Origin of the sequence: Pilosibacter rotomagensis (assembly GCF_045062245.2) — a bacterium.
GTDB lineage: Bacteria > Bacillota > Clostridia > Lachnospirales > Lachnospiraceae > Pilosibacter.
Genome location: NZ_CM170323.1, coordinates 3,324,087 through 3,348,865, shown reverse-complemented (window position 1 = coordinate 3,348,865; position 24,779 = coordinate 3,324,087). Strand labels below are relative to the sequence as shown.

Here is a 24,779-nt window from a genome sequence, read left to right as displayed (position 1 = left end):
GAAAAATACGGGATAGGCAAGTTTGCGCTATGCTGTGCGCAAGTGATGAAACAGGCGGGTACCGTTTTACAGCAGCTGACAGCCGTGTTCGCTATATCGAAAAACCAATTCGAAATAGCCCCGTTCCTGTAACTGTGACGGTGTGAATAGTTAAATTCTGACGATTTTATGAAGATTGAGAAAAAACGCGGAAAAGATACCTTTATTTGTATTTTCATGTTAGAATATGGAAACAGGAAATATGGTGAAAAGCACCAGAGAAAAGAGGGGAACAAATGGATTGGAAAAAAATCAGACGGGCAATCTGTGGGGCAGCTGCGGCCGTCGCTGTATGCTTTACGGCAGCAGGAATGAACACAAAACCGGTATATGCGGCAGATATGGGAGCTGTGTACGGAATATTTGAGCATGGAGTCGGCTGGAGCGCATACCACGGAGACCAGACGGCGGAACGTGCCGGAAACGGGACTTATGTGACGGCGATCCGGGCGAGTCTTTCCGGACAGCCGGAGGGAATGAGCGGAACACTTTCTTATCAGGTAAATTTAAGCGGTTCCGGCTGGCTTTCCTGGCAGGAAAATATGGCGGAGACCGGAACGATCGAGACGGGGATGCCGCTCGAGGCGATCCGGATGGAGCTCACAGGGCAGTTAAAAGATCATTATGATGTTTATTACTCAGTATTCCAGAATGGGTCATGGACAGCTCCGGTAAAAAATGGTGAGACGGCCGGAACAGAAGGACAGGGACTTCGCGTGGACGGAATCTGGGTTACTGTGACAGAAAAAGATGCAGCAGCTCCGGAGGGACCGAAGAATGGAGGAATTGATCCAACAAGACCGATGGTGGCGCTGACTTTCGATGACGGACCATCCAAATATACAGAGCGTATTCTGAATTCGCTGGAGGCGAATGGCGGAAGAGCAACGTTCTTTATGGTTGGAAATCGTGTGGCTTCTTATGCATCCACGGTAAAGCGCATGGCGGATCTCGGATGTGAGACGAACAGCCATACCTGGGCGCATACATATCTCACAAATATGTCCGAAGGTCAGATCTTGCAGAGCTTAAACCAGACCCGTGATGCGATCGTTGCAGCAGGCGGAAATGCACCGAAAGGAGTTCGCCCGCCGGGAGGAAAGATCAATGATGCGAGCAAAGCAGTTCTTGCGAAGGCAGGAATGCCGTCGATCGTATGGTCGGTAGATACTCTGGACTGGAAGACGAGAAATGCCCAGAAGACGATCGATACCGTTTTAAGCCAGGTCAAAGACGGGGATATCGTTTTGATGCATGATCTCTATGAGCAGAGCGCGATCGCAGCAGAGACGCTGATCCCGGAGCTTACAAAGAGAGGTTACCAGCTTGTGACTGTCAGCGAGATGGCGGAGCTTCGCGGCGGAATGGCAGCAGGACATTCCTATGGACATTTCCGCTAAGGGGGAACTTGCACGGATAAAAAATGATTGCATAGCAAATAAAAATGTGATATTCTGTTATCGAACAAATAAATATCGTTCTTCGGGGCGGGGTGAAATTCCCCACCGGCGGTATAGTCCGCGACCTGCGCTGAGCAGCTGATTTGGTGAAATTCCAAAACCGACAGTATAGTCTGGATGAGAGAAGAAATTGTATGACAGGAATAGTAGATACAGGTCCCGGACTTTTTTAATTGTCCGGGATCTTTTTTGTATAACAACGAGAACGTGCCGGGGCACATTCCGATGAATTTTTTCCTGCACAGCAATTCCTTGTTACGATACCGTGTCCCTATCCGGTATTTCTGCAGAAGAACAACACGTACAAGGAGGATCATTATGAACCAGAACAAAGTATTAAGTGTCAGAAACATCGTGCTGATCGCCATGTTCAGCGCACTCGCAGCCGTATTGGAGACGATCCAGGTGGCAGTTCCGTTTGCACCGCCGTTTTATAAACTGGATTTCGCAGAGCTCCCGGTACTGATCGGTGGTTTCGCCATGGGACCGGCACAGGCGGCACTCATTGCGATCGTGAAGAATCTTTTAAAACTGCTCTTAAACGGAACAAGCACTTACTATGTCGGTGAGCTTGGAAACATCATCGGAAGCTGTATGTTCTCCGTGCCGGCAGCTCTGATCTACCGCAGACATAAGACGAAAAAGACAGCGATGATCGCTCTTGTTGTCGGTGTATTCTGTGCAGTTATCGGTGCAGTATTTGTAAACTGTGCGATCACTCTTCCGTTCTACGCAAAAGTTGCTTTCGGCGGAATCGAGAATATCATCGCGATGGGAACAAAGATCAACCCGGCGATCACAAACCTTTACACATTCGCTCTTTTCGCAATCATCCCGTTTAACATTGTAAAATGCGGACTGAATGCGATCGTGACGGCGCTTGTATACAAGCATGTCAGTGCGATCATTCATTCCGGGATCCACAGAGAGAAGAAAACTGAAACGATTCAGTAGGTCTGCGCATTTACTGCGCTGACTGTAAGAAAACATTGGTTTGAAGGCACTGAATGGAGAAAAAACAATGGTAAGGTACTATAATGAACTGACAAGACTGGAAATGGAACAGGTCGATAAAGATGAGACGGTAGTCATGATCCCGGTAGGGGCATTGGAGCAGCATGGAAACCAGTGTCCGCTTGGCACGGACGAGATCATTGCAGAGGGAACAGCGAGACGGATCAAGGAAGCGCTGGACCGGGAGATCCCGGACTATCCGATGCTCATTTTCCCGCTGATTCCGGTGGGACTCAGCACGGAACACATCAATTTCTGCGGCTCCGTGACATTGAAACCGGACACATTCTACCACGTTTTGTATGACATCTGCAAAGGGCTGGCTCATCATGGTTTTAAAAAGATCGCGATCTTAAACTGCCACGGCGGAAATTCTCCGATCATCCAGGTGCTGAGCAGAGAACTTCGAAGTGAGCTTGGAATTGCCGTATTTATCATCAACTGCGGTGCATTTTTTGGCAATCAGGCGGTGAAAGATACTGTGACACCTGGAAATGTCTGGGATTTCCATGGAGGAGAGATGGAGACATCGATGGTCCTCGCGGAACGGCCGGAGACGGTAAAACTGGAGACCTCTGAGGCGGGGATCCCGAAGAAATTTATGGGAAACAAGACGTTCACTGTTTACGGACCGATCACACTCGGCTGGGTATCGGAAGAGTGGGAAACCGAGGATGGAAAGCCGATCGGGATCGGCGGAGACCCGAGCGGGGCAACGGCAGAGAAAGGCAATCAGATCTACGACAGTTTTGTGGAGTCGATCCTTTCCGGACTGAAAGAGATAAGAAGATGGAAGGATTGACGGAGAGCCAGTAAATCCGCCGGAAATCTGTTGCAACCATAACATCCATGTGCTAAACTGAATACGCAATTAAACAAAGTAAGGTGCTGCGTTTTGTGCAGCACCTTTATCATTAGAAAAAACTGGGATCATGCAGAAATACTGCGAATTTCAAGGCGCAGGGCAGTTCTGAGAGCGTGGGGAAAGAGACTCCGGCTCCAAACATTATTGATAAGAGAATCGAGAGTGCATAATATGAATACAAAAGTAGTTCGCATCAGAGAAGAAGAAAAGACAAGAGAAGCACTGGAAAAAAATCCGGGGCTTCTGGAGGCGGCAGAGATCTTAAGAAACGGCGGCCTTGTGGCATTTCCGACCGAGACTGTTTACGGTCTCGGCGCGAATGCGTTAAATGAGGAAGCGGCAAAGAAAATCTATGCGGCAAAAGGACGTCCATCCGACAATCCGCTGATCGCCCATATTTCCTGTATGGAGGAACTCCCGGCGATCGTAAAGGAAATTCCGGAAGCCGGGCGGAAATTGGCGGAAAAATACTGGCCGGGCCCGCTGACCATGATCTTTCCGAAAAAAGACATTGTGCCTTACGGAACGACCGGTGGTCTTGACACCGTTGCGGTCCGCATGCCGTCTGACCCGGTGGCAAACTGCCTGATCCATCTGGCGGGAGTTCCGGTCGCGGCGCCGAGTGCCAATACATCCGGAAGACCGAGCCCGACAAAGGCGGAACATGTCATCGAAGATATGGACGGAAAGATCGAGATGGTGATCGACGGCGGTGCCGTTGGGATCGGCGTGGAGTCCACGATCGTGGATGTGTCGAGTGAGGTTCCGACACTTTTAAGACCGGGGGCGATCACGATCGAGATGCTCCGTGAGACACTGGGGCAGGTTGATATCGATCCGGTGATCCTGGGACCGGTGAGCGGAGATATTAAGCCGAAAGCGCCGGGAATGAAGTATCGCCATTATGCCCCGAAGGCGGACATGACGCTGGTTGAGGGCGATATGGACAAGGTCGTGGCTTATATCAATGAGCAGACAAAGAAGGCGGAGGCCGAGGGAAAGAAAGTCGGCATCATCTGCACCGAGGAGAGCCGGGATCTGTATCCGGATGGAAATCTTGAGGTGATCGGAAGCAGAGAACATGAGGAGACAGTTGCCCACAACCTGTTTGCGGTGCTGCGTGACTTTGATGCGCGCAAGGTAGACTGCATCTTCTCAGAGAGCTTTTCCAAGGACCAGCTTGGCCAGGCGATCATGAACCGCCTGTGCAAGGCAGCGGGATATCATATTATAAATGTGTAAAAATCCATGGAACAGTTACATCGTGATACAATAACAGATCATCACAGAGATGGAGGAGAAACCATGTCAGAGAAGAGAGACGGATATATTACCTGGGACGAATATTTCATGGGAGTTGCGAAGCTTTCCGCAATGCGATCCAAAGATCCGAATACGCAGGTAGGTGCCTGCATCGTGAGTCAGGACAATAAGATCCTGTCCATGGGCTACAACGGATTTCCGAAAGGCTGTTCCGATGATGAATTCCCGTGGGATAAGATGGATGAGGACCCGTACAATAGAAAGTATTTCTATGTGACACACAGTGAGCTGAACGCGATCTTAAATTACCGCGGCGGCAGTCTGGAAGGAAGCAAACTCTATGTGACCCTGTTCCCGTGCAATGAGTGTGCGAAAGCGATCATCCAGGCCGGTATCCAGACGATCGTTTACGAGAGCGACAAGTACGCGAACGATGCGTCCACACGGGCGTCCAAGAGAATGTTAAATGCGGCTGGCGTGCGGTATTATCAGTATAACCCGACAGGACGCAAGATTGAGTACCGGGTATAACGGAGGAATCAATGAAATTTTTGCTGGCGGCGATCAACGCCAAATATATCCACTCAAATCCTGGTGTATACAGTCTGCGCGCGTTTGCGCGGACAAAGATCCCGGGAGCGGATATCGAGATCGGAGAATATACCATCAACCATCAGATGGATTTAATTTTACAGGATATCTACAGGAGAAAGCCGGATTTTATCGGCTTTTCCTGCTATATATGGAACATTTCCTATATCATGGAGATCGTCCGGGACGTAAAGAAAGTGCTGCCGGAGGCGGAGATCTGGCTTGGCGGTCCGGAGGTGTCCTATGATGCGAAAAAAGTGCTGACGCGTGAGCCGGATGTTCGCGGTATTATGCGCGGGGAAGGCGAGCTGACGTTCACAGAGCTTGTGCGTGCTTATCTTCAGAGAGAAAAAACGTCCGTACCGGACGGATATACAGGTGAAAGCTTTAGGGGACAGGCAAAGGAGGAAACTTCCGGCTGTGCGAAAAATACCCGGATGCCGGAGAATGCAGAAGGAGAAAATGCGCATTCAGATCGTCTGGACTTAAGTCAGATTCCGGGAATTACTTATCGCGCAGCAAACGGCGAGATCGAGGAACATGGTCCGCAGCGTCTTCTCAGTCTCGATGAGATCCCATTTTACTATGATGATATGGCAGGATTCGAGAACAGGATCGTCTACTATGAGAGCAGCCGCGGGTGTCCGTTTTCCTGCAGTTACTGCCTTTCTTCCATCGATAAGACGGTGCGCTTCCGGAGTCTCGATCTGGTACTCCCGGAACTGCAGTTTTTCCTGGACCACAAGGTCCCACAGGTCAAATTTGTGGACCGCACCTTCAACTGCAAAAGAGAACACACACTGGGGATCTGGCGGTACCTTGTGGAGCATGATAACGGGATCACGAACTTCCACTTCGAGGTTTCCGCGGATATCTTTGACGAGGAGGAGCTGGAACTGATCGGAAAGATGCGCCCGGGTCTGATCCAGCTGGAGATCGGTGTCCAGTCTACAAATCCGGACACGATCCGGGAGATCCACAGGCACATGGATCTGGTAAAACTGAAACGGGCGGTGGACCGTGTTTACGATTACCGGAATACCCACCAGCACCTTGATCTGATCGCGGGACTTCCCTATGAGAACTATGAATCATTTATGCGTTCGTTGGATGACGTTTACCGGATGCGTCCGGATCAGCTCCAGATGGGGTTCTTAAAGGTGTTAAAAGGATCCTACATGGAGGAGCAGGTTGCGGCATATGATCTGAAATACCGGGGAATCCCGCCATATGAAGTGCTTTCCACAAAGTGGCTTCCTTACAGCGATGTGATCCGTCTGAAAGGCGTGGAGGACATGGTCGAGGTCTACTATAACAGCGGCCAGTTCCCGACGACGATGAAGCTGCTGGAGAAAAGATTCCAGAGACCATCGGAGATTTTTGTGAATCTGGCGGAATACTATGAGAAGAACGGCCTTACCGGGATCAGCCACAGCAGACTGGCCAGGTATGAGATCCTGTACCGGTTCCTGGAAGAGGATATGAGGGAAGAAGAGCGGGATCATGTTACGGCTGCAAAGGTCCCGGAAACCGGACAGCCGTCCTTAGCGGACTTCCGTGACAGTTTAATGTATGACCTCTATGTCCGCGAAAACATCAAGAGCCGTCCGTCCTTTGCCAGCGACCAGTCTCCGTACAAAAAGGAAGTCCGCGAATTCTTCATGGCGGAGGAAGAAAATCCAAAATGGCTCACGGATTACGCTGGCTTTGATTCGAGGCAGATGGCGAAAATGGCTCATCTGGAACATATGGAAGATGGGACGTTTGTACTGTTTGATTATAAAAAGCGGGATCCGCTGTCTGGGAATGCGGGAGCGGTGCGTTTTGTATACAAGGATGGAGAAGAGACATGGCAGATGAAATGATAAATTCTTATGTCGCACTGGATCTTGAGACGACAGGGATCGGTGCACGCCATGAAAAGATCACGGAGATCGGTATGGTGAAGGTGATAGATGGCGAGGCAGTGGACACCTATCATACGATGGTAAACCCGCACCGGGAGATCCCGGAGAGGATCGTGGAGCTGACGGGGATCACGGATGATATGGTGAAGGATGCACCGGGGATCGATGAGATCCTGGATGAGGTCTTAAACTTCACGGAAGATCTCCCGCTCCTTGGACATCAGATCATTTTCGACTACGGTTTCCTTGTTCAGGCTGCGGTAAACCAGAAGCGGAAATTCGAGAAATATGGGGTTGATACGCTGAAGCTCTGCCGCTATCTGATGCCGGGAGCGGAAAAGAAAAATCTGGGTGCTGCCTGCGCATATTTTGGCGTTCATCAGGACACGGCACACCGTGCGCTTTCCGACGCTTATGCCGCCCATGATCTCTACCAGGAATTAAAAAGAAGGTTCGGAAAAGAGCGCCCGGAACTCTTCACCGCAAAAATGCTGCAATATAAGGCAAAAAAGGAACGGACGGCGTCTAAAAGGCAAAAAGAACACTTGCAGGATTTACTAAAATATCATAGAATAGACATAACTGTCGAGATCGATCACATGTCCGGAAATGAAATCTCCCGGATGATCGACAAGATCATTTTCCAGTATGGAAGAATACCGGAAAATGCGAAAAAACAGGGATAGATTTCGGGAACGCTGGAAGAATGACTATTAAACGGCATGACAGCTGATGAGAGCTGTGAGATGCGGACCGGAATGGAAAGCAAGAAGAGGTGAATGGTTTGTTTAACATGAATAATAAAAAAACAAGAAAGATTTTCTCTACCATCGTGATCGTGCTGGTCGTACTTGCAATGGTAGTGCCTATGATTCTCGGTTCCCTTCTTTCTATCTTTTAATATGATGAGAGAAGACCTGGGATATATCAGGCAGCAGAAAGATATCAGCGAGGAAAAAAGAATGAAAAAAAATGTGTGGATCGCAGGTGTGACGGCGTTACTGAGCGCCGGACTTGTCTGGATCGCCCCGGTTTCCACACTGGCAGATGAGCGGATCCCGGATGGGGTCTCCGTTGGAGCCGTCAGCCTTTCCGGACTTACGGAAGCGGAAGCCGAAAAGCAGATCGAAAGCTATGTAAATGAAAAACTAAATCAGGATATCACACTTGTGGTAAATGGCGCGGAGGCGAAATCCGATGCGAAGACGCTTGGCGTTGCCTGGGATAATCAGGATGAGGTGGCGAAAGCGATCCAGGGGACAGAGCTGAAGGGAAATCTTGTAAAAAGGTATATGAAAAAGAAAGATCTTGAGGTAAATCCGCTGAAGATCGAGCTGGATCTCTCTGTGGATCAGGATAAGATCTCTTCTTTCGTATCCGCGAACTGTGATTCTGCGGTGGCGGATGCTGTCGACGCAGCGATCACGAGAAAGAACGGAAAGTTTGAGATCACACCTTCAAAAGAAGGTGTGACAGTAGATATGGACGCAACGAAAGCGGCCCTTAATGAGGCGCTGAACAGTGAGGACACAGGCGCGATCCGTGTGGAGGCGTCCGTTACTGTGGATAAGCCGAAGGTGACGGAGGAAGATCTTGCAACGATCAAGGATGTTCTCGGAACTTTTTCCACGAGCTTTGCGACCAGCGGTGCTTCCCGATCCACAAACCTTGCAGTAGGTTCGGGAAAGATCAACGGACATGTGCTGATGCCGGGAGAGGTTCTTTCCGGGTATGAGTGTATGCATCCGTTCACACTGGAAAACGGATATAAGACGGCGACTGCTTATGAGAATGGCCGGTCTGTTGACAGTATCGGCGGCGGTGTCTGCCAGATCTCTACAACTCTCTACAACGCGGCTTTATACGCGGAGCTGGAGATCATTCAGCGCCAGAATCATTCCATGTCGGTCAGCTATGTAAAACCGTCTATGGATGCGGCGATTGCCGGAACTTACAAAGACCTGAAGGTGAAGAATCCTTATGATACCCCGATCTATATCGAGGGATACACACAGGGAAAGACACTGACGTTCACGATCTACGGAAAAGAGACGAGACCGTCGAACCGCACTCTGGCATTTGAGTCAGAGACACTTCAGACTGTGCCGTCACCAACCCAGGAGATCCAGGATCCGAGCCTTCCGGCCGGAAAGCGCGTGAAAGTGGAATCCGGGCATACGGGATTAAAGTCGAAATTATATAAGTGCGTATATGTGGATGGACAGCTGCAGGAACGTACCCTGTTGAACTCTGACACATACAATGCGTCAAAAACAGTTTACCGTGTAGGAACGGGAGCTGCTGAGACAGCAGCACCGGCACCGACCGAGACGGCAGCGCCAACTGAGACGGCAGCGCCGACCGAGACAGAGGCGCCGACACCGGTTGAGACAGAGGCGCCGGAAACACAGGCACCTGCTGAAACTGCCGGACTGCAGCCGGGCGAAAATTATGGCCCTGGAATGGGTGAGAACGCGGCTTAGGCCGCATAGAAGAGAGACCGGAATCATGAGAAAAATTGAGCGCGAACCCAACGGAGCGGGGATCTTCAGACCGGGACAGGATCTGGTAGTCGCAGGGACGATCGGAAAAAACGGTGTGAAGGCGGCTCTGTCGGCAAAAGAAAAAGAGATATCGGCCCGATTCCCGGAATGGTTTGTCAAGCGGATCCGGGAGCAGGCAGATAAAAAGTTAGAACTGACTCCGGAGATGTTCGATGCCTGCGGCGCAGGAGAATGGGAAGAAATTTCGGAGGGCGGCATACTGGCCGCCCTTTGGACTATCTCAGGAGCGTATGAGCAGGGAATTTCCTTTGAACTGAGGAAAATCCCGGTCGCACAGGAAACAATCGAGATCTGTGAACTTTTTGACCTGAATCCATACCGGCTCGCATCGGGAGAATGCCTTCTGATGGCGGTGGAAAACGGTGGGGATGCCGTGAGGATCTTAAGCGAGGCGGGGATCCCGTCCGCAGTGATCGGAAAAGTGGAAAAAGGTATCGCGAGAAAGATGACCGGGATCGGAACAACAGGATTTCTGGAACGCCCGGCACAGGATGAAATCTATAAGATCACAGGAGAATGTGTATGACAGTGATCTGACTGGGAGAAAGCTTTCCTGCCTGGACAGCCGGTCGGAATATGGATTTACCTGTAATCGCTGCTATGACTTTGTAAGAAACTGCTGCCCATAAGAGAATGCCGGCGGCAGATTTCTCAGGTGAAAGTACTGAACAGATATGTAACAAGGAGGATTTATCATGCGTGAAAAAATTTTGGCGATCATTGAAAAGAACAGCCGAATTGATCTGAAAGATCTGGCCGCCCTTTTGGGCGAGAGTGAAGCAGCCGTCGCGAATGAGATCGCGGACATGGAAAAAGAAAATATTATCTGTGGATATCACACCATGATCAACTGGGATAACACCGGAAACGAGAAAGTGATCGCATTGATCGAAGTGAAAGTAACTCCGCAGAGAGGAATGGGATTTGACAAGATCGCGGAGCGTATTTACCAGTACAGCGAAGTGAATTCCGTATATCTGATGTCCGGTGCGTTTGATTTCACCGTGATCATCGAAGGAAAGACCATGCGTGAGGTCGCTCAGTTTGTATCTGAAAAACTGTCCCCGATGGATTCCGTCCTCAGCACAGCGACCCATTTTGTACTCAAGAAATATAAGGACCACGGCACGATCATGTATGAGAAGCCGGGGGATGAAAGGATGATGATTACACCGTGAGAAACCCGTTATCTGATAAAATCGTAACGATCCCGCCGTCCGGGATCCGTAAATTCTTTGATATTGTAAGTGAGATGAAAGATGCAATCTCTTTAGGCGTCGGCGAGCCGGATTTTGATACTCCGTGGCATATCCGTGAAGAGGGCATTTATTCTCTGGAAAAAGGACGTACCTTCTATACATCCAACGCAGGCTTAAAAGATCTGAAGATCGAGATCTGCAACTATTTAAAGAGACGTTTTGACGTGGAATATGACTATAACAAAGAGGTCATGGTAACCGTCGGCGGAAGTGAAGCAATCGATATCGCGCTTCGCGCGATGTTAAATCCGGGAGATGAAGTTCTGATCCCGCAGCCGAGCTATGTGTCCTACACTCCGTGTACGATCCTGGCGGACGGTGTTCCGGTTACGATCCAGCTTGAGGAGAAGGACAAGTTCCGCCTGACAAAAGAAAAACTCCTGGAAAAGATCACACCGAAGACGAAAGTCCTGGTGCTTCCGTTCCCGAACAACCCGACCGGTTCCATTATGGAGGCGGAAGATCTGGCGGAGATCGCGAAGGTCTGCGTGGAGAAAGACCTGTTTGTTATCTCCGATGAGATCTACTCCGAGCTTACCTACAAGGGACAGCACTGCACGATCGCCGCATTCCCGGGAATGAAGGAGCGTACCGTTCTGATCAACGGTTTCTCGAAATCCTTCGCGATGACCGGATGGCGTCTCGGCTATGCATGTGCGCCGGAGATCATCCTGAAACAGATGTTAAAGATCCACCAGTTTGCGATCATGTGTGCGCCGACAACAAGCCAGTATGCTGCGGTTGAGGCGCTGAGAAACGGTGACCATGATGTGATCGAGATGCGTGAGGCATATGACCAGAGAAGACGTTACCTTGTAAAGGCACTTCGCGATATGGGATTTGACTGCTATGAGCCGCAGGGCGCGTTCTATGTATTCCCGAGCATCAAGAAATTCGGTATGACTTCCGATGAGTTTGCTTTAAAGCTTCTTGAGGAGGAGAAGGTTGCCGTTGTTCCGGGTACTGCGTTCGGCGACTGCGGAGAGGGATATCTGAGAATCTCCTATGCGTACTCCTTAAATGATCTGAAACGTGCGCTTGAGAGAATGGAGCGTTTCGTGAAGAGACACCTGAACGAAGAGAAATAAAAAGAATTGTGACTGTGCGGATACCGGACAGTCATGGAAAACGGAGCTTCCCCGGCTTGATCATGAAGGTGGTCGGGCCGGGAAATTTCTTGTTTACGCGAATAACGAGCCGAAGAACATTCTTTTTATATGACAGGAGAGACCACAACATGAACATCGTATTATACGAGCCGGAAATGCCGGCCAACACAGGAAATATCGGGCGAACCTGCGTGGCAACGAACACGAAGCTGCACCTGATCGAGCCGCTGGGATTTAAGCTCAGCGAAAAACATCTGGTCCGTGCTGGACTGGACTACTGGGACAAGCTGGATGTGACGGTGTACAGTGATTATCAGGATTTCTTAAAGAAGAATCCGGGAGCAAAGATCTACATGGCGACCACCAAAGGCGAACATGTATACACGGATGTTCCGTATGATCCGGACGCCTATATCATGTTCGGACCGGAGAGCCGCGGGATCCCGGAGGAGATCCTTGTGGAGAACCGTGAAAACTGTATCCGGATCCCGATGTGGGGAGATATCAGGTCCTTAAATCTTTCAAATTCCGTGGCGATCGTGCTCTATGAGGCGCTCAGACAGAACGGGTTTGAGAAGATGACGATGGAAGGACATCTGCATCATCTGCACTGGAAAGAGTAGAAATTCTGCGGATTCCTCCGGAAGGTGAGACACCGGAAGGATCCGTACAGCCTGGAAAAGGAAAAAGGGGAAAGAGGAAAACAATCATGATGAATGAAAAATGGGAAGAACAGTTTCGCGAACAGATCCATGATTTCGTGGAGACAATTGAAAAATTTGACAAAGGCGAGATCGACCGGAAGGCATACAAGGGAATCTCCGGAGGATTCGGAAGCTATGCGCAGCGGGATCCTTCCAAACATATGCTGCGTCTCAGAATGGCAGGCGGAAACCTGACGGAAAAGCGCCTGGAATTCCTTACAGAGGCGGTAAAGGATTACGGTGTGGAGCTCATGAAGCTTACGACATGTGAGACTGTCCAGCTTCACAATTTAAAGGCGGAGCAGATTCCGGTCCTCATGGAAAAAGCAATCGATGCCGAGATCTACAGCCGGGGCGGCGGCGGAGACAATCCGAGAAATATCATGATGAGCCCGCTCTCCGGAGTACAGAAAGGGGAAGCATTCGATGTAAAGCCGTATGCGGAGGCAGCGGCAGAGTATCTGCTCTCCATCGCTGGTGAAATCCATATGCCGAGAAAGCTGAAAGTGGCGTTCTGCAACGGAGCTGACGATTCTGTACACAGTGCATTCCGTGATATGGGATTCATGGCAAATCCGGACGGAACATTCACACTCCGGATCGCCGGCGGACTCGGCGGCGGCTATAAGATGGGAGTCCTCGTAGATGAACATGTCCAGGCGACAGAGATCCTTTACTATATCCGCGCCATGATCGAGACATTCTGCCAGCACGGCAATTATGAGAACCGCGCGAAAGCCCGCACCCGTTTCATGCAGGAGACACTGGGAGTTGACGGATTAAAGACGGCGTTTCTTGAGAACGTGCAGAAAATGAAAGAAAAAGGCGGTCTGGACTTCCATGTGGAAGAAAAAACGGTTACGAAAAAAGGTTCCGGAGAAATCTCTGATAAGCGCGTCATTGCCCAGAAACAGCCGGGACTCTACGCAGTCGCTTATCATCCGATCGGAGGATGTCTCCCGGCTGGAAAACCGGCAGAGCTTCTCGCACTTTTAAAGGAGATCCCGGATGCAGAGTGCCGGATCGCACCGCATGAGACGATCTATATCATCAACCTGACTGCAGACGAGGCAAAGAAGGTTCTCGCAGCAACGGCTGACGGAGCCCAGACAGCCTTTGAGAACAGTGTTGCATGTATCGGCGCATCAATCTGCCAGCAGGGCGTCAGAGACAGCCAGGCGGCGCTCAGCGCGGCTGTAGCGGCTGTCAGAGAGGCAGGAATCCCGGACGGCGCTCTTCCGAAGATCTGTATTTCCGGATGTCCGTCCAGCTGTTCCGCGCATCAGGCGGCGGCGCTCGGTTTCCAGGGCGCAGCAAAGGCCGTAGACGGAAAGCCGGAGTCTGCGTTTAAGATGTTCGTCGGTGGAAGCGATAAACTCGGTGCGGCAAAATTCGGCGAGGCCGGAGCCGTGATCCTGGAGCGTGATCTTCCGAAGCTTCTCGTGGAGCTTGGAAAAGCAGCGGCAGCATCTAACATGAACTGGGAGACCTGGATCGCTGGTCATGGGGATGAATTCCGGGCGATTGTGGAAAAGTACGCGTAAAAGACTGCGTGCTGTGGAAAGACGGAATCCTTATAAATATAAAAATGTCGGCAGTTTTAATCTACTGCCGACATTTTTTGCAGAAAACGTGGATTTTTGTTCGCAGCCGGGAAGGCGCTGAACAATTATGGATCGGTCAGGACAGGATCTTACATCTCGATCAACTGAAACGGCACCTGTCTTGCGCGCAGCATCTGCGCTTCGCGGCGATGGCAGGTGAAGATGATGATCTGACCGCCGTAGGCGGAGGCAAGCCATTCGAGAGCTGTTTTCAGGCGATCATCATCGTACTGGGTAAAGCTGTCGTCGAAGATCAGCGGAAAACCTCCGGATTCGGAGCCGGACCCCGTGAGAAGCTTTGCGGCGGCAAGGCGCAGGGCGAGATAGACCTGGTCCATGGTTCCGCTGCTGACGTTTTCGAGCGGGACGAGCTTTGTCTTCGTGTTCAGGAAGACGTTCAGATTCTCGTCGATGCTCATGCTGTCGTAGATCCCGCCGGTGATGCCGGTGATGTACTGGGAGGCCTCTTTATTCAGATAAAGTCCGAAGGAATCACGGATCGTGGAAGAGAGATCTGCCATAGTCTCCTGGGCGAGGTCGATGGCGACGATCTCATCGTGGATCCGGTCATTCTCTGCAAGTGTCCGTTTTAATGCTTTTGCTTTATTCTTGCAGTTGCTTAAATGCTCCAGCTTCTTTTCCAGTTCCCACTGGGTCCGCTGCTGCTTTTCGATCATCTCGCTGCAGCCGGCCTGTCTTGTCTGGAGATTGCTCAGATCTTCCAGGAATTTCCGGATTTCCGCCTCGGACTGGGCGACCATATCACAGAGCTTCGAAAATTCGCCCATCCGCGCGCGGAATGCGTTCATGGCATCTTCGGACACTGCGGAATCTCCGAGATGTCTCGCAAGAAGAGCGCCAAGTTCCGCCGAGGTGCTGTCGCACATTTTGTGATATTCTTTATCTTTCTGACGGAAGATCAGGGAGATGATAAAAAAGATCACAGCCGCCGCCACAGAAGCTCCGCAGACAGGGAGATATGCGGTGAGATTGAAATATCCAAGAGCCGCCGCTGCCCCGAGTCCTGCGATCCCGAGAACGGCCGTAAGCGCGGACAGGACTTTTCTGGACTTCTTGCTGCACTCCATATTCAGCATATTGTATTCACTGTATAATTTTTCTGCATTGGAGGATATCGCATCCACGGAAGCCTGGTCTGTAAAACCATTGTCTGCCAGGACTTTCTTTCCGTTTGCGAGTTTCTCGTCCAGATCCTTTTTCTGTGTCTGGGTATTTTCGATCAGTCCATTGACCTGGGTCCGCATATTCTGGTAGGAGGCGAGCTGGTTCTCGTATTCCGGGCCGGCGATCTCAGATTCAATATTCCGGATCTCAGCGAGAAGAGAGGTGAATTCCCGGCTTGCCTCCGGGATCAGCCCGGCTTCGAGCGAACGTTTCTGGTTGCGCAGGAATGCGGTGGCTTTTGTGATATTTAAGGAAATATTGCCGGTGGTATTCATGTTGGCAATGTAATTCTTAAGTTCCGTCACCATTCCGTCCTCGGTGGCGCTCTTCAGCTGGCCGATGCTGATCGTGTTATTGTACATGGTCTCAGTGAGCCCGTTTAAGAGCCTGGAGATAAACTCCGGACTTGCGTTCTCCTCAAGACCTTTTGTCTCATTGATGATCTTTAAAGACTTATTTTCTTTCCGGAACCGCCGCTCGATGCGGTAGATGGTCCCATCTTTTTCCAGTCTCAGCCAGCCTTCGTAGGTCCCGCTGTTTTCCCACGGTTCGTACTTTGTATACAGGTCATTTTTTGCCGCCCGTCCCCGCCCGCGCTCGATCCCGAAGAGCATGCCGCGGATAAAGGTGTGGAGCGTGGATTTTCCGGCTTCGTTCTTTCCGTAGATAATGTTGATCCCGTCGTTGAAGGAGAGGGTCCGGTCATGAAATTTTCCGAACCCGTCGATATGTAATTCGAGTAATCTCATGGCTGACTCCTTTCGTCTTTTGTCATAAGCAGGGCGTGGATCCCGTAATAAAGCGCTTTTTTCTCCACAGGACTCATATCTTCCTTCATGAGCGCCTGGATATAAAAGCCGATCATGTCGCTCGGATGTTCCGCGAACAATGCGTGGAAATCATACTGCGGTTCCGATTCATCCAGGATCTCGATGATATTCCACTGACCGGAGAGAAGATCCAGGTCAAAACTGATATCAGGATCCCGCATGCCGCGGATGCGGAAACGATAGATATTGCCTGCGCCGCGCTTGCGGATCTCATCGGCAATGATCTGGGAGAGCTCGGTGTTGGTCGTCTGAGGAGTTACATTGACCACTAACGGGATATACTGGGCCTGGCAGACTTCCTTAAACTGCAGGGAGGTCACATGACCGCTCGCGTTGTCGATTTCCCCGACAAAATATCCGTGCGGTCCGGTCTCCGTCATGTCGAGCGGTTCCGGGGAACCTGCGTAGGCCATGCGGTTTTCCAGGAGAACCTCCGGCTTGTGGATATGCCCAAGGGCGATATAGGAGAACGGGGATGCAGCCAGTGCATTCCGGTCAAAAGGAACATGCTTTGCATCACCGCCATGGAGCATGAGGATCCGGGTACGTCGGGATGCCGGAAGAGAGATGTTGTCGGCCTTTGCCTCGGTGATCTCGGCAGTGTGATAGCTGAATCCGTAAACTTCTGTGTTCAGCTCCTCAAAATAGACGGAAGAGAGGTCCTCGTCCATCAGAAATGTCACGTTCGGCGCCCAGGTAAAGCTGAGGAGTGCGGAACTCTTCCGGATCCGGTCATGGTTTCCGGCAATGATGACAACTCTGGTCCCGGGGATCGTGGAGAACAGATAGTTGACTTCCTTCAAGTCGCGGGCCAGCGGCTGGCGGTGGAACAGATCGCCGGAGATCAGAAGGAGATCGGCGCGGGAGTCTCTCGCGTCCTCAATGATTCCCTGGAATGTCAGTCGGATCGCCTGTTCCCGCTTTTTGCCCCAGGGCTTATCACTGTCCGGGATCATGCCCCAGTGGATATCGGCGGTGTGGATAAATTTCATACATTCCTCCATGGTGTATGGATTGCAGATACACTGCGCTCCAGTATCAAGGTAGTGGACTATGAAAGTCCGCAAAACGTGTTTTTCAAGTTACCGCGGCAGTTCGGTCATCAGGGGATCGCCGTCGCGTAAATGTGAAAAGGAGCGCAACAGATCATCTGTGCGCTCCCTGCGGCTGCCATGCATCGAAAGGACGCGGCGGGCTGCTGTTTTTCCTTATAACTCGCAGTTATTAACGGTACGCGGGAACGGGATCACGTCACGGATATTGCCCATTCCTGTGAGGTACATCACGCAGCGCTCAAAGCCGAGACCGAAACCGGAGTGGCGGACACTGCCGTATTTTCTGAGGTCGAGATAGAAGCCGTAGTCTTCCGGTTTTAATCCGAGCTCATTCATGCGGGCGAGAAGCTTGTCGTAATCGTCCTCACGCTGGCTTCCGCCGATGATCTCGCCGATACCCGGAACGAGGCAGTCCACAGCGGCAACTGTCTTTCCGTCCGGATTTAACTTCATGTAGAACGCCTTGATCTCCTTCGGGTAGTCGGTAACGAATACCGGTTTCTTGAAGATCTTCTCAGTCAGATAGCGCTCATGCTCTGTCTGGAGATCGCAGCCCCAGAATACCTTGTAATCGAACTCGTCGTTGTGCTCTTCGAGGAGCTTGACAGCCTCTGTGTAGGTAACACGGCCGAATTCGGAATTTAATACGTTGTTTAAACGGTCGAGAAGTCCCTTGTCGACGAACTGGTTGAAGAAGTTCATCTCAGACGGAGCGTTCTCAAGAACGTAGCGGATGACATATTTTAACATGCCCTCTGCGACAGTCATATTGTCGTCAAGATCAGCAAATGCCATCTCCGGCTCGATCATCCAGAACTCGGCAGCATGACGGGTCGTGTTGGAATTCTCAGCACGGAAGGTCGGTCCGAAGGTATAAACATTGCGGAATGCCATTGCGTAGGTCTCAGCGTTTAACTGTCCGCTTACGGTAAGGCTTGTATGCTTTCCAAAAAAGTCCTCGCTGTAATCAACTGCGCCGTCCTCAGTCTTCGGGACGTTATCGAGATCGAGAGTTGTTACCTGGAACATCTCGCCTGCGCCTTCACAGTCACTGGATGTGATCAGAGGTGTGTGGACATAGACGAAGCCCTGCTCCTGGAAGTACTGGTGGATCGCGTAGGCGATCAGGGAACGCACACGGAATACAGCCTGGAAGGTGTTGGTACGCGCACGAAGGTGCGGGATCGTACGAAGGTATTCGAAGGTGTGACGCTTTTTCTGGAGCGGGTAATCCGCGCTGGAAGCGCCTTCAACAGCAACCTCTGTCGCCTGGATCTCGAACGGCTGCTTTGCCTCCGGTGTTGCAACGAGAGTACCTTTTACGATGATGGAAGCGCCGACGTTTAACTTGGAAACTTCAGCGAAGTTTGCCATTGTATCATGGTAAACGATCTGTAAGGTATCGAAGCTTGTACCATCGTTTAATACGATAAAGCCGAATGCCTTGGAGTCACGGATGCTGCGGATCCAGCCACCGACGGTGATCTCCTTGTCTAAATATTTCTCACGCTCTTTAAAGAGCTCTTTGACTGTTGTCAACTGCATGATTGTTTCTCCTTCTAAATACATCTCCTGTAACAGTGTGTTACATAGTCTCTTCTTTTTAAATGCAATCTGCTACTAGTATAGCGTATTTTGTGTGTGGATTCAAGGAAAAATGGGCATAAGACGGGGCTTTTCGCACTTTTCCCGCACATTTTTCTGCGCATGGGAAACAGATAAAATCAGATAAAAAGACAAAAAGTAAGTAAAGTATCCGGATAAATAAAATATTTTTGTAGAATTTACAGTGAATATCCATTATAATAGAGAAAAACATCACACGGGAGGGCAAACGAATGAATATTTACGATCGGATCAAGACCATGAGCGATGAGATGGCGGGTGACCTTACAGCGCAGAGACGTGACTTTCATAAGTACGCGGAGCCGGGCTGGTTTGAGATGAGGACATCGTCCATTATTGCACGGAAACTGACAGAGCTCGGATATGAAGTTCTTGTCGGAGATCAGGTCTGCAAAAAGGATTCCAGAATGGGCGTTCCGTCTGAGGAAAAGTTAGAGGAACAGTATGAGCGTGCCGTTGCCCAGGGAGCGGATCCGGAGTTTGTTAAGTACACAAAGGGAGGAATGACCGGTGTGATCGGAATCCTGCGCTGCGGCGAGGGCCCGACGGTTGCCATGCGGTTTGATATCGATGCCCTCGGCGTATTCGAGGAGCATGATCCGAGCCACAGACCGGCGAAAGAGGGATTTAACTCCGTAAATGAAGGCTTCATGCATGCCTGCGGACATGATGGACATGCCACCATTGGTCTTGGTGTGGCGAAAGTCCTGATGTCTATTAAGGATCAGCTCCATGGAACCGTGAAACTGATCTTCCAGCCGGCAGAAGAGGGTGTCCGCGGTGCGAAATCCATCGTTGATAACGGGCATCTTGACGGTGTGGATTACCTGATCGGCTCTCATGTGACAAATAAGAAAGAGGACGATCCGGCAGTGGTAATTCCGGGAAGCTATGGCTCTCTCGCAACGACAAAATATGATGTGATCTTCCACGGAAAATCTGCCCATGCGGGCGGATCACCGGAGGTTGGGCGGAATGTCATGCTGGCAGTCGGGACGGCGATCTTAAACCTTTATGCGATTCCGCGTCACTCCGGCGGCGTGTCCAGAGTAAATGTGGGAACTGTTGTTGCCGGAAGCGGACGGAATGTTATCGCGGACGAGGCGAAGATGGAGATCGAGGTTCGCGGTGAGACCACCGAGATCAACGAGTACATGAAAAATTACGCAGTGAACATTATCGAGAGCGCGGCAAAAATGCACGGATGCACCTGCGAGATGAAGCTTATGGGCGCGGCAAACTCCCTGACGAGCAGTGAGGCGCTGATGGAGCGGGTGAAGAGAGTCTGCGAGGAAGATCTCCATCTGCCAGTTGCGAAGGAAATGAGCAGCAAAAACGGCGGCAGCGAGGATGTCTCCTATATGATGAACCGTGTTCAGGAACAGGGCGGACAGGCGACCTTCATGCGAGTCCTCACCCACGAAGCCGGCCCGGGTCACAGCCGTATCTTCGATATCGACGAGCAGGTTCTTCCGAATGCGGTGAAGATCTTCTGCGGTGTGGTTTATGACATTATGCACTAATGGATGAGAAGTGCATGCGATAAAAAGCCAGATAAAAAGAGCTCCGGCCAGTTTTGCCGGAGCTCTTTTCATAAATGCGAGAAGGCATTTTTACGCCATGATTTTGCGGAACAGGTCTTTCAGGTCCTCTACGCTGGCATCCTTCGGGTTGCCCGGCGCGCAGGCATCTGCATGTGCGGACTCTGCAAGGAACGGAAGGTCTTCCTCTTTGATCGCCTCAAGGACAGACGGAATTCCGACATCCGCGGAAAGCTTCTTTACAGCGTCAACAGCTGCTTTCCGGTATTCGTCCTGAGTCATGGAATCAACATTTGCAACGCCCATTGCGCGCGCGATCTCACGGTATTTCTCGCCGGTGCATTCCTGATTATATTCCATGACGATCGGAAGCATCATCGCGCAGGCAACACCGTGCGGGGTATCATAGACAGCACCAAGGGTGTGTGCCATGGAGTGGGCGATACCAAGACCAACGTTGGAGAAGCCCATACCGGCAATGTACTGACCGAGAGCCATTCCCTCGCGTCCCTCTTTTGTGTTTGCTACAGCACCGCGCAGAGATTTTGAGATGATCTCGATGGCTTTCAGATGGAACATATCGGTCATTTCCCAGGCAGCTTTTGTTGTGTAGCCTTCGATGGCATGGGTCAGGGCATCCATACCGGTGGAAGCGGTAAGTCCCTTCGGCATGGAGGACATCATATCAGGGTCAACGATCGCAATGATCGGCATGTCATGCGGGTCAACGCATACAAATTTACGTTTTCTCTCGATATCGGTGATAACATAGTTGATCGTAACCTCGGCAGCGGTACCGGCTGTTGTCGGAACGGCGATGATCGGAACACACGGTTTTTTCGTCGGTGCAACACCCTCAAGACTTCTTACATCCTCAAATTCCGGGTTTGCGATGATGATGCCGATCGCTTTGGAGGTATCCATGGAGGAGCCGCCGCCGATGGCGATCAGGTAGTCAGCGCCGGATGCCTTAAATGCTTCAACACCGTGTTGGACAATCTGGATCGTCGGGTTTGCTTTAATATCGGAGTAGAGCTCGTAGTCAAGACCGTTTGAGGTCAGAATGTCGGTTACTTTGGCGGTAACCTTGAATTTTACGAGATCCGGGTCGGAACATACGAACGCCTTTTTAAAGCCGTGGGCTTTCGCCTCGTTCGCGATCTCCTGAATCGCGCCTGCTCCGTGATAAGATGTCTGATTTAACAAGAATCAGCAAGAATTCTCCCACCTCTATAGGTGGTGAGATGAATTGCCATCTCTTGCATAGTGCGATAGTTGGTATGTAGATATCAGATTATTGCACATAGTTGTGCTGTGTATTGTAAACTTCTCATATATTGATTTTTGCAGTCGTGCTATATCATCAATTCTGCATACAATGAATAAGCCTGAAGCTTGAAGGGAAAATAGATTGCAGATTGAGCAGAACAAATGTTCTGAATGTAATAGACAAATGATCTCATTTGTGATATAATTAAATCAGTCGAAATAGAAAGAAAGGCTGATAAATATGAGAGAACTCGACAATAATGCGCATTCAGTATTTTTACTCTATTATCATCTGATCCTGGTCGTAAAGTACCGGAAAAAGGTCCTGAATGATCCGATCTCGGGTCGCGCACGAGAAATCTTTGAATACATTGCGCCCAAATATCATATCACCCTGGAAGAGTGGAATCACGATGAGGACCATGTCCATATCATGTTCCGTGCCCATCCGAAGTCGGAACTCAGTAAATTTATCAATGCCTATAAAAGTGCCAGCAGCCGTCTGATCAAAAAAGAGTATCCGGAGATCCGGCAGAAGCTCTGGAAGGAAATGTTCTGGAGTCAGAGCTTCTGCCTCCTGAGTGCCGGCGGAGCTCCGATCGAAGTGATCCGTCAGTACATCGAGACACAGGGGGAGAAAAAACATGAACGTAGTATACCGGTTTCGGATCTATCCCAATAAAATACAACAGGAACTGTTTGCAAAAACATTTGGATGTGTCAGGTTTGTATATAACCGGATGCTGTCAGAAAAGAAGGAATGCTATGAAAAGACCGGAAAAAATCTAAAGGTCACTCCGGCAAAATATAAGGCAGAATTTCCATGGCTAAAAGAAGTGGACAGCCTTGCTCTGTGCAATGCCCAGCTGCACCTACAGACTGCTTATAAAAACTTTTTCAGGGATCCATCGTTTGGTTTTCCGAGATTCAAGTCAAAAAAGAATCCTGTTAAAAGCTATACCACAAACAGCGTCAATGGAAATATCCTGTTAAAAGATGGGAAGCTGAAGCTCCCAAAGGCAGGCTGGATCCGGATCCGGCAGCATCGTAAGATCCGGAAAGATGCCTGCCTGAAAGGTGCATCCGTCTGTCTGGAAGCTGATGGGCGGTATTATGTTTCTCTTCTGTATTTTTGTGAAGAAAAGCCAGTGGAAATAAGGAACATAAGGCAGGTCGTCGGACTCGATTTTTCCATGAAAGAACTATATGTAGATTCCAATGGAAAACATGCAGGTTATCCGCACTATTTCAGAAACAGCGAGGAAAAACTGGCGAAAGCGCAGAGAAAACTGAGTCATTGCCGGAAGGGGAGCAATCGTTACAAAAAACAACAGAAAAAAGTGGCGCGGATCCATACACATATCGCTCACCAGAGAAAAGATTACTTGCATAAAGAATCAAGAAAGATAACCAATTTCTATGATATCGTATGTATCGAAGATCTGGATCTGAAGACGATGAGCGGGGAACATCATTTTGGAAAAAGTGTCCATGATAACGGCTGGAGAATGTTCACAGATTTTTTGCAGTATAAACTGGAACGGGAAGGGAAGAAACTTGTCCGCATCGACCGCTGGTATCCCAGTTCCAGAACATGCAGCTGTTGTGGAAAAATAAAACATGATCTGAAACTGGAAGATCGGGTATATCTTTGCAGCTGCGGAAACCGGATGGACCGTGATGAAAATGCGGCAGTCAACATCTGCAGGGAAGGTCTGAGAATGTCCGGGATCATATTAGAAAAGAGCGAAAAAGCATCATAAAAAGATATCAGTCCAAAAGAACCGTGGGACACACGGGGATCGCTCGTGAATGCTTTGCCCAACGGGGCAATCGAACGAGAAGCCCCCACTTCAAGCGTGAGCTAAGTGGTGGGAGTATGTAACCATAATACGATTTGCCATGATAAAAAACTCCTTCCATGAATACTTGCTCTCAAAAGCTTTCTGTGCCTTTGTTATTATATTAACAAATTTGAAGGGCAAAAAGAAAGTTACAGAAAAGGTCAAGTGTAACACTTTAAGGAAAATCGACATATTGCAAAAGAAAGATATGGAAAAATTGTGCAAAATAACAATAGATCAGGATAGCAGATGAAGCTCAAGAAACAGATCCCGCAGCGCTGCCGGCATCGCGCGGACGAGAAGCCCGGCAAACTGGGACGGGGTCAGGTCCATGCCGCCGAGAACCCACTTTACGGTCATGGTGATCGAGCCCTGACAGTACATTTCCAGAAGAAAATGGATCTCAGGGGTGGCCGGTCTACCGCTTTTTTCCCGGATCAGATTTTCATAAAAGGCGAGGATCAGCTTAAAATCATGCTCCCGCAGGGAATTCTGCCTGTCATAGCGGAAGGCGGCGGCAAAAAACGTCTTTTCCTCCTGAATATATGTAAATTTTTTCTCCAGACTGTCAAGGACCGTGGTCCCGCGCCCCATATGTTCAAAGGAGCGGGCGAGGAGCTTGTCGAAATACCAGTTGATCAGGTCAGATTTATCAAGAAAATTCCGGTAAAAGGTCTGGCGGGTGACGCCGCAGCGCTCTGTGATCTGGCGGACAGTGATCGCATCGACCGGAGTTGTCTTCATGCATTCCTTCATGGCTGCGGCGAGACGGTATTTTGTTTTTTCCCCCTTCATGGCAGGCGTACTGGATTCGATCATTAAAAGCTCCTTTCTCCGGTATCGCGGCCGGTTCTTATGTAACAGGAAATTCCCCGTTACATAAAAAGGCACATTCTTTTTTTATTCAGTAAATTTTATCATAATTTTTCCAATGAAGAAAGTCTTTTTGAGGCGGTTAGGTCCTTCATCTGATCTCATCGGGAAGCGTTCAAAAAAACTCCGTATTATCCGCGATCGAGTCACGCGGATGATACGGAGTTTGTGTTACGT

Annotated in this window: 21 protein-coding genes and 1 riboswitch; of the genes, 16 read left to right on the top strand and 5 right to left on the bottom strand. The window is 50.0% G+C overall.

All coding sequences use genetic code 11. The annotated features are described in order from the left end of the window. Positions 1-275 precede the first annotated feature (275 nt). The 13 genes from ACI3EW_RS15030 to ACI3EW_RS14970 all read left to right on the top strand — a co-directional run bounded on the left by ACI3EW_RS15030 (position 276) and on the right by ACI3EW_RS14970 (position 14,319). Entirely contained in the window at positions 276-1,439 is a 1,164-nt protein-coding gene (locus ACI3EW_RS15030; RefSeq protein ID WP_215703451.1) for a polysaccharide deacetylase family protein, read from the top strand. 74 nt (positions 1,440-1,513) lie between these two features. Beyond that, a riboswitch (FMN riboswitch) is annotated at positions 1,514-1,632 on the top strand. Between the two features lie 185 nt (positions 1,633-1,817). After that, complete coding sequence (locus ACI3EW_RS15025) at positions 1,818-2,453, top strand: ECF transporter S component (RefSeq protein ID WP_118533411.1); 636 nt, start codon at positions 1,818-1,820, stop codon at positions 2,451-2,453. A 67-nt stretch (positions 2,454-2,520) separates the two neighbouring features. After that, positions 2,521-3,315, top strand: coding sequence for a creatininase family protein (locus tag ACI3EW_RS15020; protein ID WP_118514197.1), 795 nt, complete (start codon positions 2,521-2,523; stop codon positions 3,313-3,315). 234 nt (positions 3,316-3,549) lie between these two features. Next, entirely contained in the window at positions 3,550-4,620 is a 1,071-nt protein-coding gene (locus ACI3EW_RS15015; RefSeq protein ID WP_118533413.1) for an L-threonylcarbamoyladenylate synthase, read from the top strand. A gap of 63 nt (positions 4,621-4,683) precedes the next feature. After that, positions 4,684-5,172: a deoxycytidylate deaminase gene (locus ACI3EW_RS15010; protein WP_118297292.1), complete on the top strand. Its 489-nt coding sequence runs from the start codon at positions 4,684-4,686 to the stop codon at positions 5,170-5,172. A gap of 11 nt (positions 5,173-5,183) precedes the next feature. Beyond that, positions 5,184-7,097: a B12-binding domain-containing radical SAM protein gene (locus ACI3EW_RS15005; protein ID WP_118533415.1), complete on the top strand. Its 1,914-nt coding sequence runs from the start codon at positions 5,184-5,186 to the stop codon at positions 7,095-7,097. After that, a complete protein-coding gene (locus ACI3EW_RS15000) occupies positions 7,082-7,825 on the top strand; it encodes an exonuclease domain-containing protein (RefSeq protein WP_346011284.1) in 744 nt (247 codons plus the stop codon). Before ACI3EW_RS15005 ends, ACI3EW_RS15000 begins: the two co-directional genes overlap by 16 nt. Positions 7,826-8,101: 276 nt before the next feature. After that, positions 8,102-9,622: a VanW family protein gene (locus ACI3EW_RS14995; protein ID WP_118533433.1), complete on the top strand. Its 1,521-nt coding sequence runs from the start codon at positions 8,102-8,104 to the stop codon at positions 9,620-9,622. Positions 9,623-9,647: 25 nt separating this feature from the next. After that, positions 9,648-10,229 carry an AIR synthase-related protein gene (locus tag ACI3EW_RS14990; protein ID WP_118297290.1) on the top strand — a complete coding sequence of 194 codons (582 nt, stop codon included), beginning with the start codon at positions 9,648-9,650 and terminating at the stop codon, positions 10,227-10,229. 169 nt (positions 10,230-10,398) lie between these two features. Then, positions 10,399-10,881, top strand: coding sequence for an Lrp/AsnC family transcriptional regulator (locus tag ACI3EW_RS14985; RefSeq protein WP_118533419.1), 483 nt, complete (start codon positions 10,399-10,401; stop codon positions 10,879-10,881). Beyond that, a complete protein-coding gene (locus tag ACI3EW_RS14980; protein WP_118533421.1) occupies positions 10,878-12,050 on the top strand; it encodes an aminotransferase class I/II-fold pyridoxal phosphate-dependent enzyme in 1,173 nt (390 codons plus the stop codon). Before ACI3EW_RS14985 ends, ACI3EW_RS14980 begins: the two co-directional genes overlap by 4 nt. A 149-nt stretch (positions 12,051-12,199) precedes the next feature. After that, a complete protein-coding gene (gene trmL / locus ACI3EW_RS14975) occupies positions 12,200-12,694 on the top strand; it encodes a tRNA (uridine(34)/cytosine(34)/5-carboxymethylaminomethyluridine(34)-2'-O)-methyltransferase TrmL (protein WP_118297287.1) in 495 nt (164 codons plus the stop codon). Between the two features lie 86 nt (positions 12,695-12,780). Beyond that, entirely contained in the window at positions 12,781-14,319 is a 1,539-nt protein-coding gene (locus tag ACI3EW_RS14970) for a nitrite/sulfite reductase (RefSeq protein WP_118533423.1), read from the top strand. A gap of 149 nt (positions 14,320-14,468) precedes the next feature. On the opposite strand, the gene ACI3EW_RS14965 is transcribed toward ACI3EW_RS14970, so the two are convergent. From ACI3EW_RS14965 to asnS, 3 genes are all read right to left on the bottom strand, one after another. Next, positions 14,469-16,313, bottom strand: coding sequence for an ATP-binding protein (locus tag ACI3EW_RS14965; protein ID WP_485663193.1), 1,845 nt, complete (start codon positions 16,311-16,313; stop codon positions 14,469-14,471). After that, entirely contained in the window at positions 16,310-17,386 is a 1,077-nt protein-coding gene (locus ACI3EW_RS14960; protein WP_118533427.1) for a metallophosphoesterase family protein, read from the bottom strand. Before ACI3EW_RS14960 ends, ACI3EW_RS14965 begins: the two co-directional genes overlap by 4 nt. A gap of 216 nt (positions 17,387-17,602) precedes the next feature. Further along, a complete protein-coding gene (gene asnS, locus ACI3EW_RS14955; protein WP_118533429.1) occupies positions 17,603-18,994 on the bottom strand; it encodes an asparagine--tRNA ligase in 1,392 nt (463 codons plus the stop codon). Positions 18,995-19,287: 293 nt separating this feature from the next. Here asnS and ACI3EW_RS14950 point away from each other — a divergent pair, with 293 nt between their 5' ends. Continuing rightward, positions 19,288-20,598, top strand: coding sequence for an amidohydrolase (locus ACI3EW_RS14950; RefSeq protein ID WP_021905182.1), 1,311 nt, complete (start codon positions 19,288-19,290; stop codon positions 20,596-20,598). Positions 20,599-20,688: 90 nt separating this feature from the next. Here ACI3EW_RS14950 and fucO read toward each other — a convergent pair whose 3' ends face one another. Continuing rightward, on the bottom strand, positions 20,689-21,822 hold the full coding sequence (gene fucO / locus ACI3EW_RS14945; protein ID WP_485663189.1) for a lactaldehyde reductase: 1,134 nt from the start codon (positions 21,820-21,822) through the stop codon (positions 20,689-20,691). 304 nt (positions 21,823-22,126) lie between these two features. On the opposite strand from fucO, the gene tnpA reads away from it, so the two are divergent. Together tnpA and ACI3EW_RS14935 are read left to right on the top strand one after the other, a co-directional pair. Further along, positions 22,127-22,567 carry an IS200/IS605 family transposase gene (gene tnpA, locus ACI3EW_RS14940; RefSeq protein WP_485663188.1) on the top strand — a complete coding sequence of 147 codons (441 nt, stop codon included), beginning with the start codon at positions 22,127-22,129 and terminating at the stop codon, positions 22,565-22,567. Further along, positions 22,530-23,648: an RNA-guided endonuclease TnpB family protein gene (locus ACI3EW_RS14935; RefSeq protein WP_405579534.1), complete on the top strand. Its 1,119-nt coding sequence runs from the start codon at positions 22,530-22,532 to the stop codon at positions 23,646-23,648. Before tnpA ends, ACI3EW_RS14935 begins: the two co-directional genes overlap by 38 nt. 318 nt (positions 23,649-23,966) lie before the next feature. On the opposite strand, the gene ACI3EW_RS14930 is transcribed toward ACI3EW_RS14935, so the two are convergent. Then, entirely contained in the window at positions 23,967-24,548 is a 582-nt protein-coding gene (locus tag ACI3EW_RS14930; protein WP_118531148.1) for a TetR/AcrR family transcriptional regulator, read from the bottom strand. Between the last annotated feature and the right edge of the window lie 231 nt (positions 24,549-24,779).

What these genes read in the sequence shown, in the direction of transcription:
- ACI3EW_RS14935 (WP_405579534.1), top strand. Translation starts at nt 22,530, where the DNA reads ATGAACGTAGTATACCGGTTTCGGATCTATCCCAATAAAATACAACAG.
- trmL (WP_118297287.1), top strand. Translation starts at nt 12,200, where the DNA reads ATGAACATCGTATTATACGAGCCGGAAATGCCGGCCAACACAGGAAAT.
- ACI3EW_RS15020 (WP_118514197.1), top strand. Translation starts at nt 2,521, where the DNA reads ATGGTAAGGTACTATAATGAACTGACAAGACTGGAAATGGAACAGGTC.
- tnpA (WP_485663188.1), top strand. Translation starts at nt 22,127, where the DNA reads ATGAGAGAACTCGACAATAATGCGCATTCAGTATTTTTACTCTATTAT.
- ACI3EW_RS14985 (WP_118533419.1), top strand. Translation starts at nt 10,399, where the DNA reads ATGCGTGAAAAAATTTTGGCGATCATTGAAAAGAACAGCCGAATTGAT.
- ACI3EW_RS14990 (WP_118297290.1), top strand. Translation starts at nt 9,648, where the DNA reads ATGAGAAAAATTGAGCGCGAACCCAACGGAGCGGGGATCTTCAGACCG.
- ACI3EW_RS14960 (WP_118533427.1), bottom strand. Translation starts at nt 17,386, where the DNA reads ATGAAATTTATCCACACCGCCGATATCCACTGGGGCATGATCCCGGAC.
- ACI3EW_RS15005 (WP_118533415.1), top strand. Translation starts at nt 5,184, where the DNA reads ATGAAATTTTTGCTGGCGGCGATCAACGCCAAATATATCCACTCAAAT.
- ACI3EW_RS15000 (WP_346011284.1), top strand. Translation starts at nt 7,082, where the DNA reads ATGGCAGATGAAATGATAAATTCTTATGTCGCACTGGATCTTGAGACG.
- ACI3EW_RS14995 (WP_118533433.1), top strand. Translation starts at nt 8,102, where the DNA reads ATGAAAAAAAATGTGTGGATCGCAGGTGTGACGGCGTTACTGAGCGCC.
- ACI3EW_RS15010 (WP_118297292.1), top strand. Translation starts at nt 4,684, where the DNA reads ATGTCAGAGAAGAGAGACGGATATATTACCTGGGACGAATATTTCATG.
- ACI3EW_RS14930 (WP_118531148.1), bottom strand. Translation starts at nt 24,548, where the DNA reads ATGATCGAATCCAGTACGCCTGCCATGAAGGGGGAAAAAACAAAATAC.
- ACI3EW_RS14965 (WP_485663193.1), bottom strand. Translation starts at nt 16,313, where the DNA reads ATGAGATTACTCGAATTACATATCGACGGGTTCGGAAAATTTCATGAC.
- ACI3EW_RS14950 (WP_021905182.1), top strand. Translation starts at nt 19,288, where the DNA reads ATGAATATTTACGATCGGATCAAGACCATGAGCGATGAGATGGCGGGT.
- ACI3EW_RS15025 (WP_118533411.1), top strand. Translation starts at nt 1,818, where the DNA reads ATGAACCAGAACAAAGTATTAAGTGTCAGAAACATCGTGCTGATCGCC.
- ACI3EW_RS15030 (WP_215703451.1), top strand. Translation starts at nt 276, where the DNA reads ATGGATTGGAAAAAAATCAGACGGGCAATCTGTGGGGCAGCTGCGGCC.
- ACI3EW_RS15015 (WP_118533413.1), top strand. Translation starts at nt 3,550, where the DNA reads ATGAATACAAAAGTAGTTCGCATCAGAGAAGAAGAAAAGACAAGAGAA.
- asnS (WP_118533429.1), bottom strand. Translation starts at nt 18,994, where the DNA reads ATGCAGTTGACAACAGTCAAAGAGCTCTTTAAAGAGCGTGAGAAATAT.
- ACI3EW_RS14970 (WP_118533423.1), top strand. Translation starts at nt 12,781, where the DNA reads ATGATGAATGAAAAATGGGAAGAACAGTTTCGCGAACAGATCCATGAT.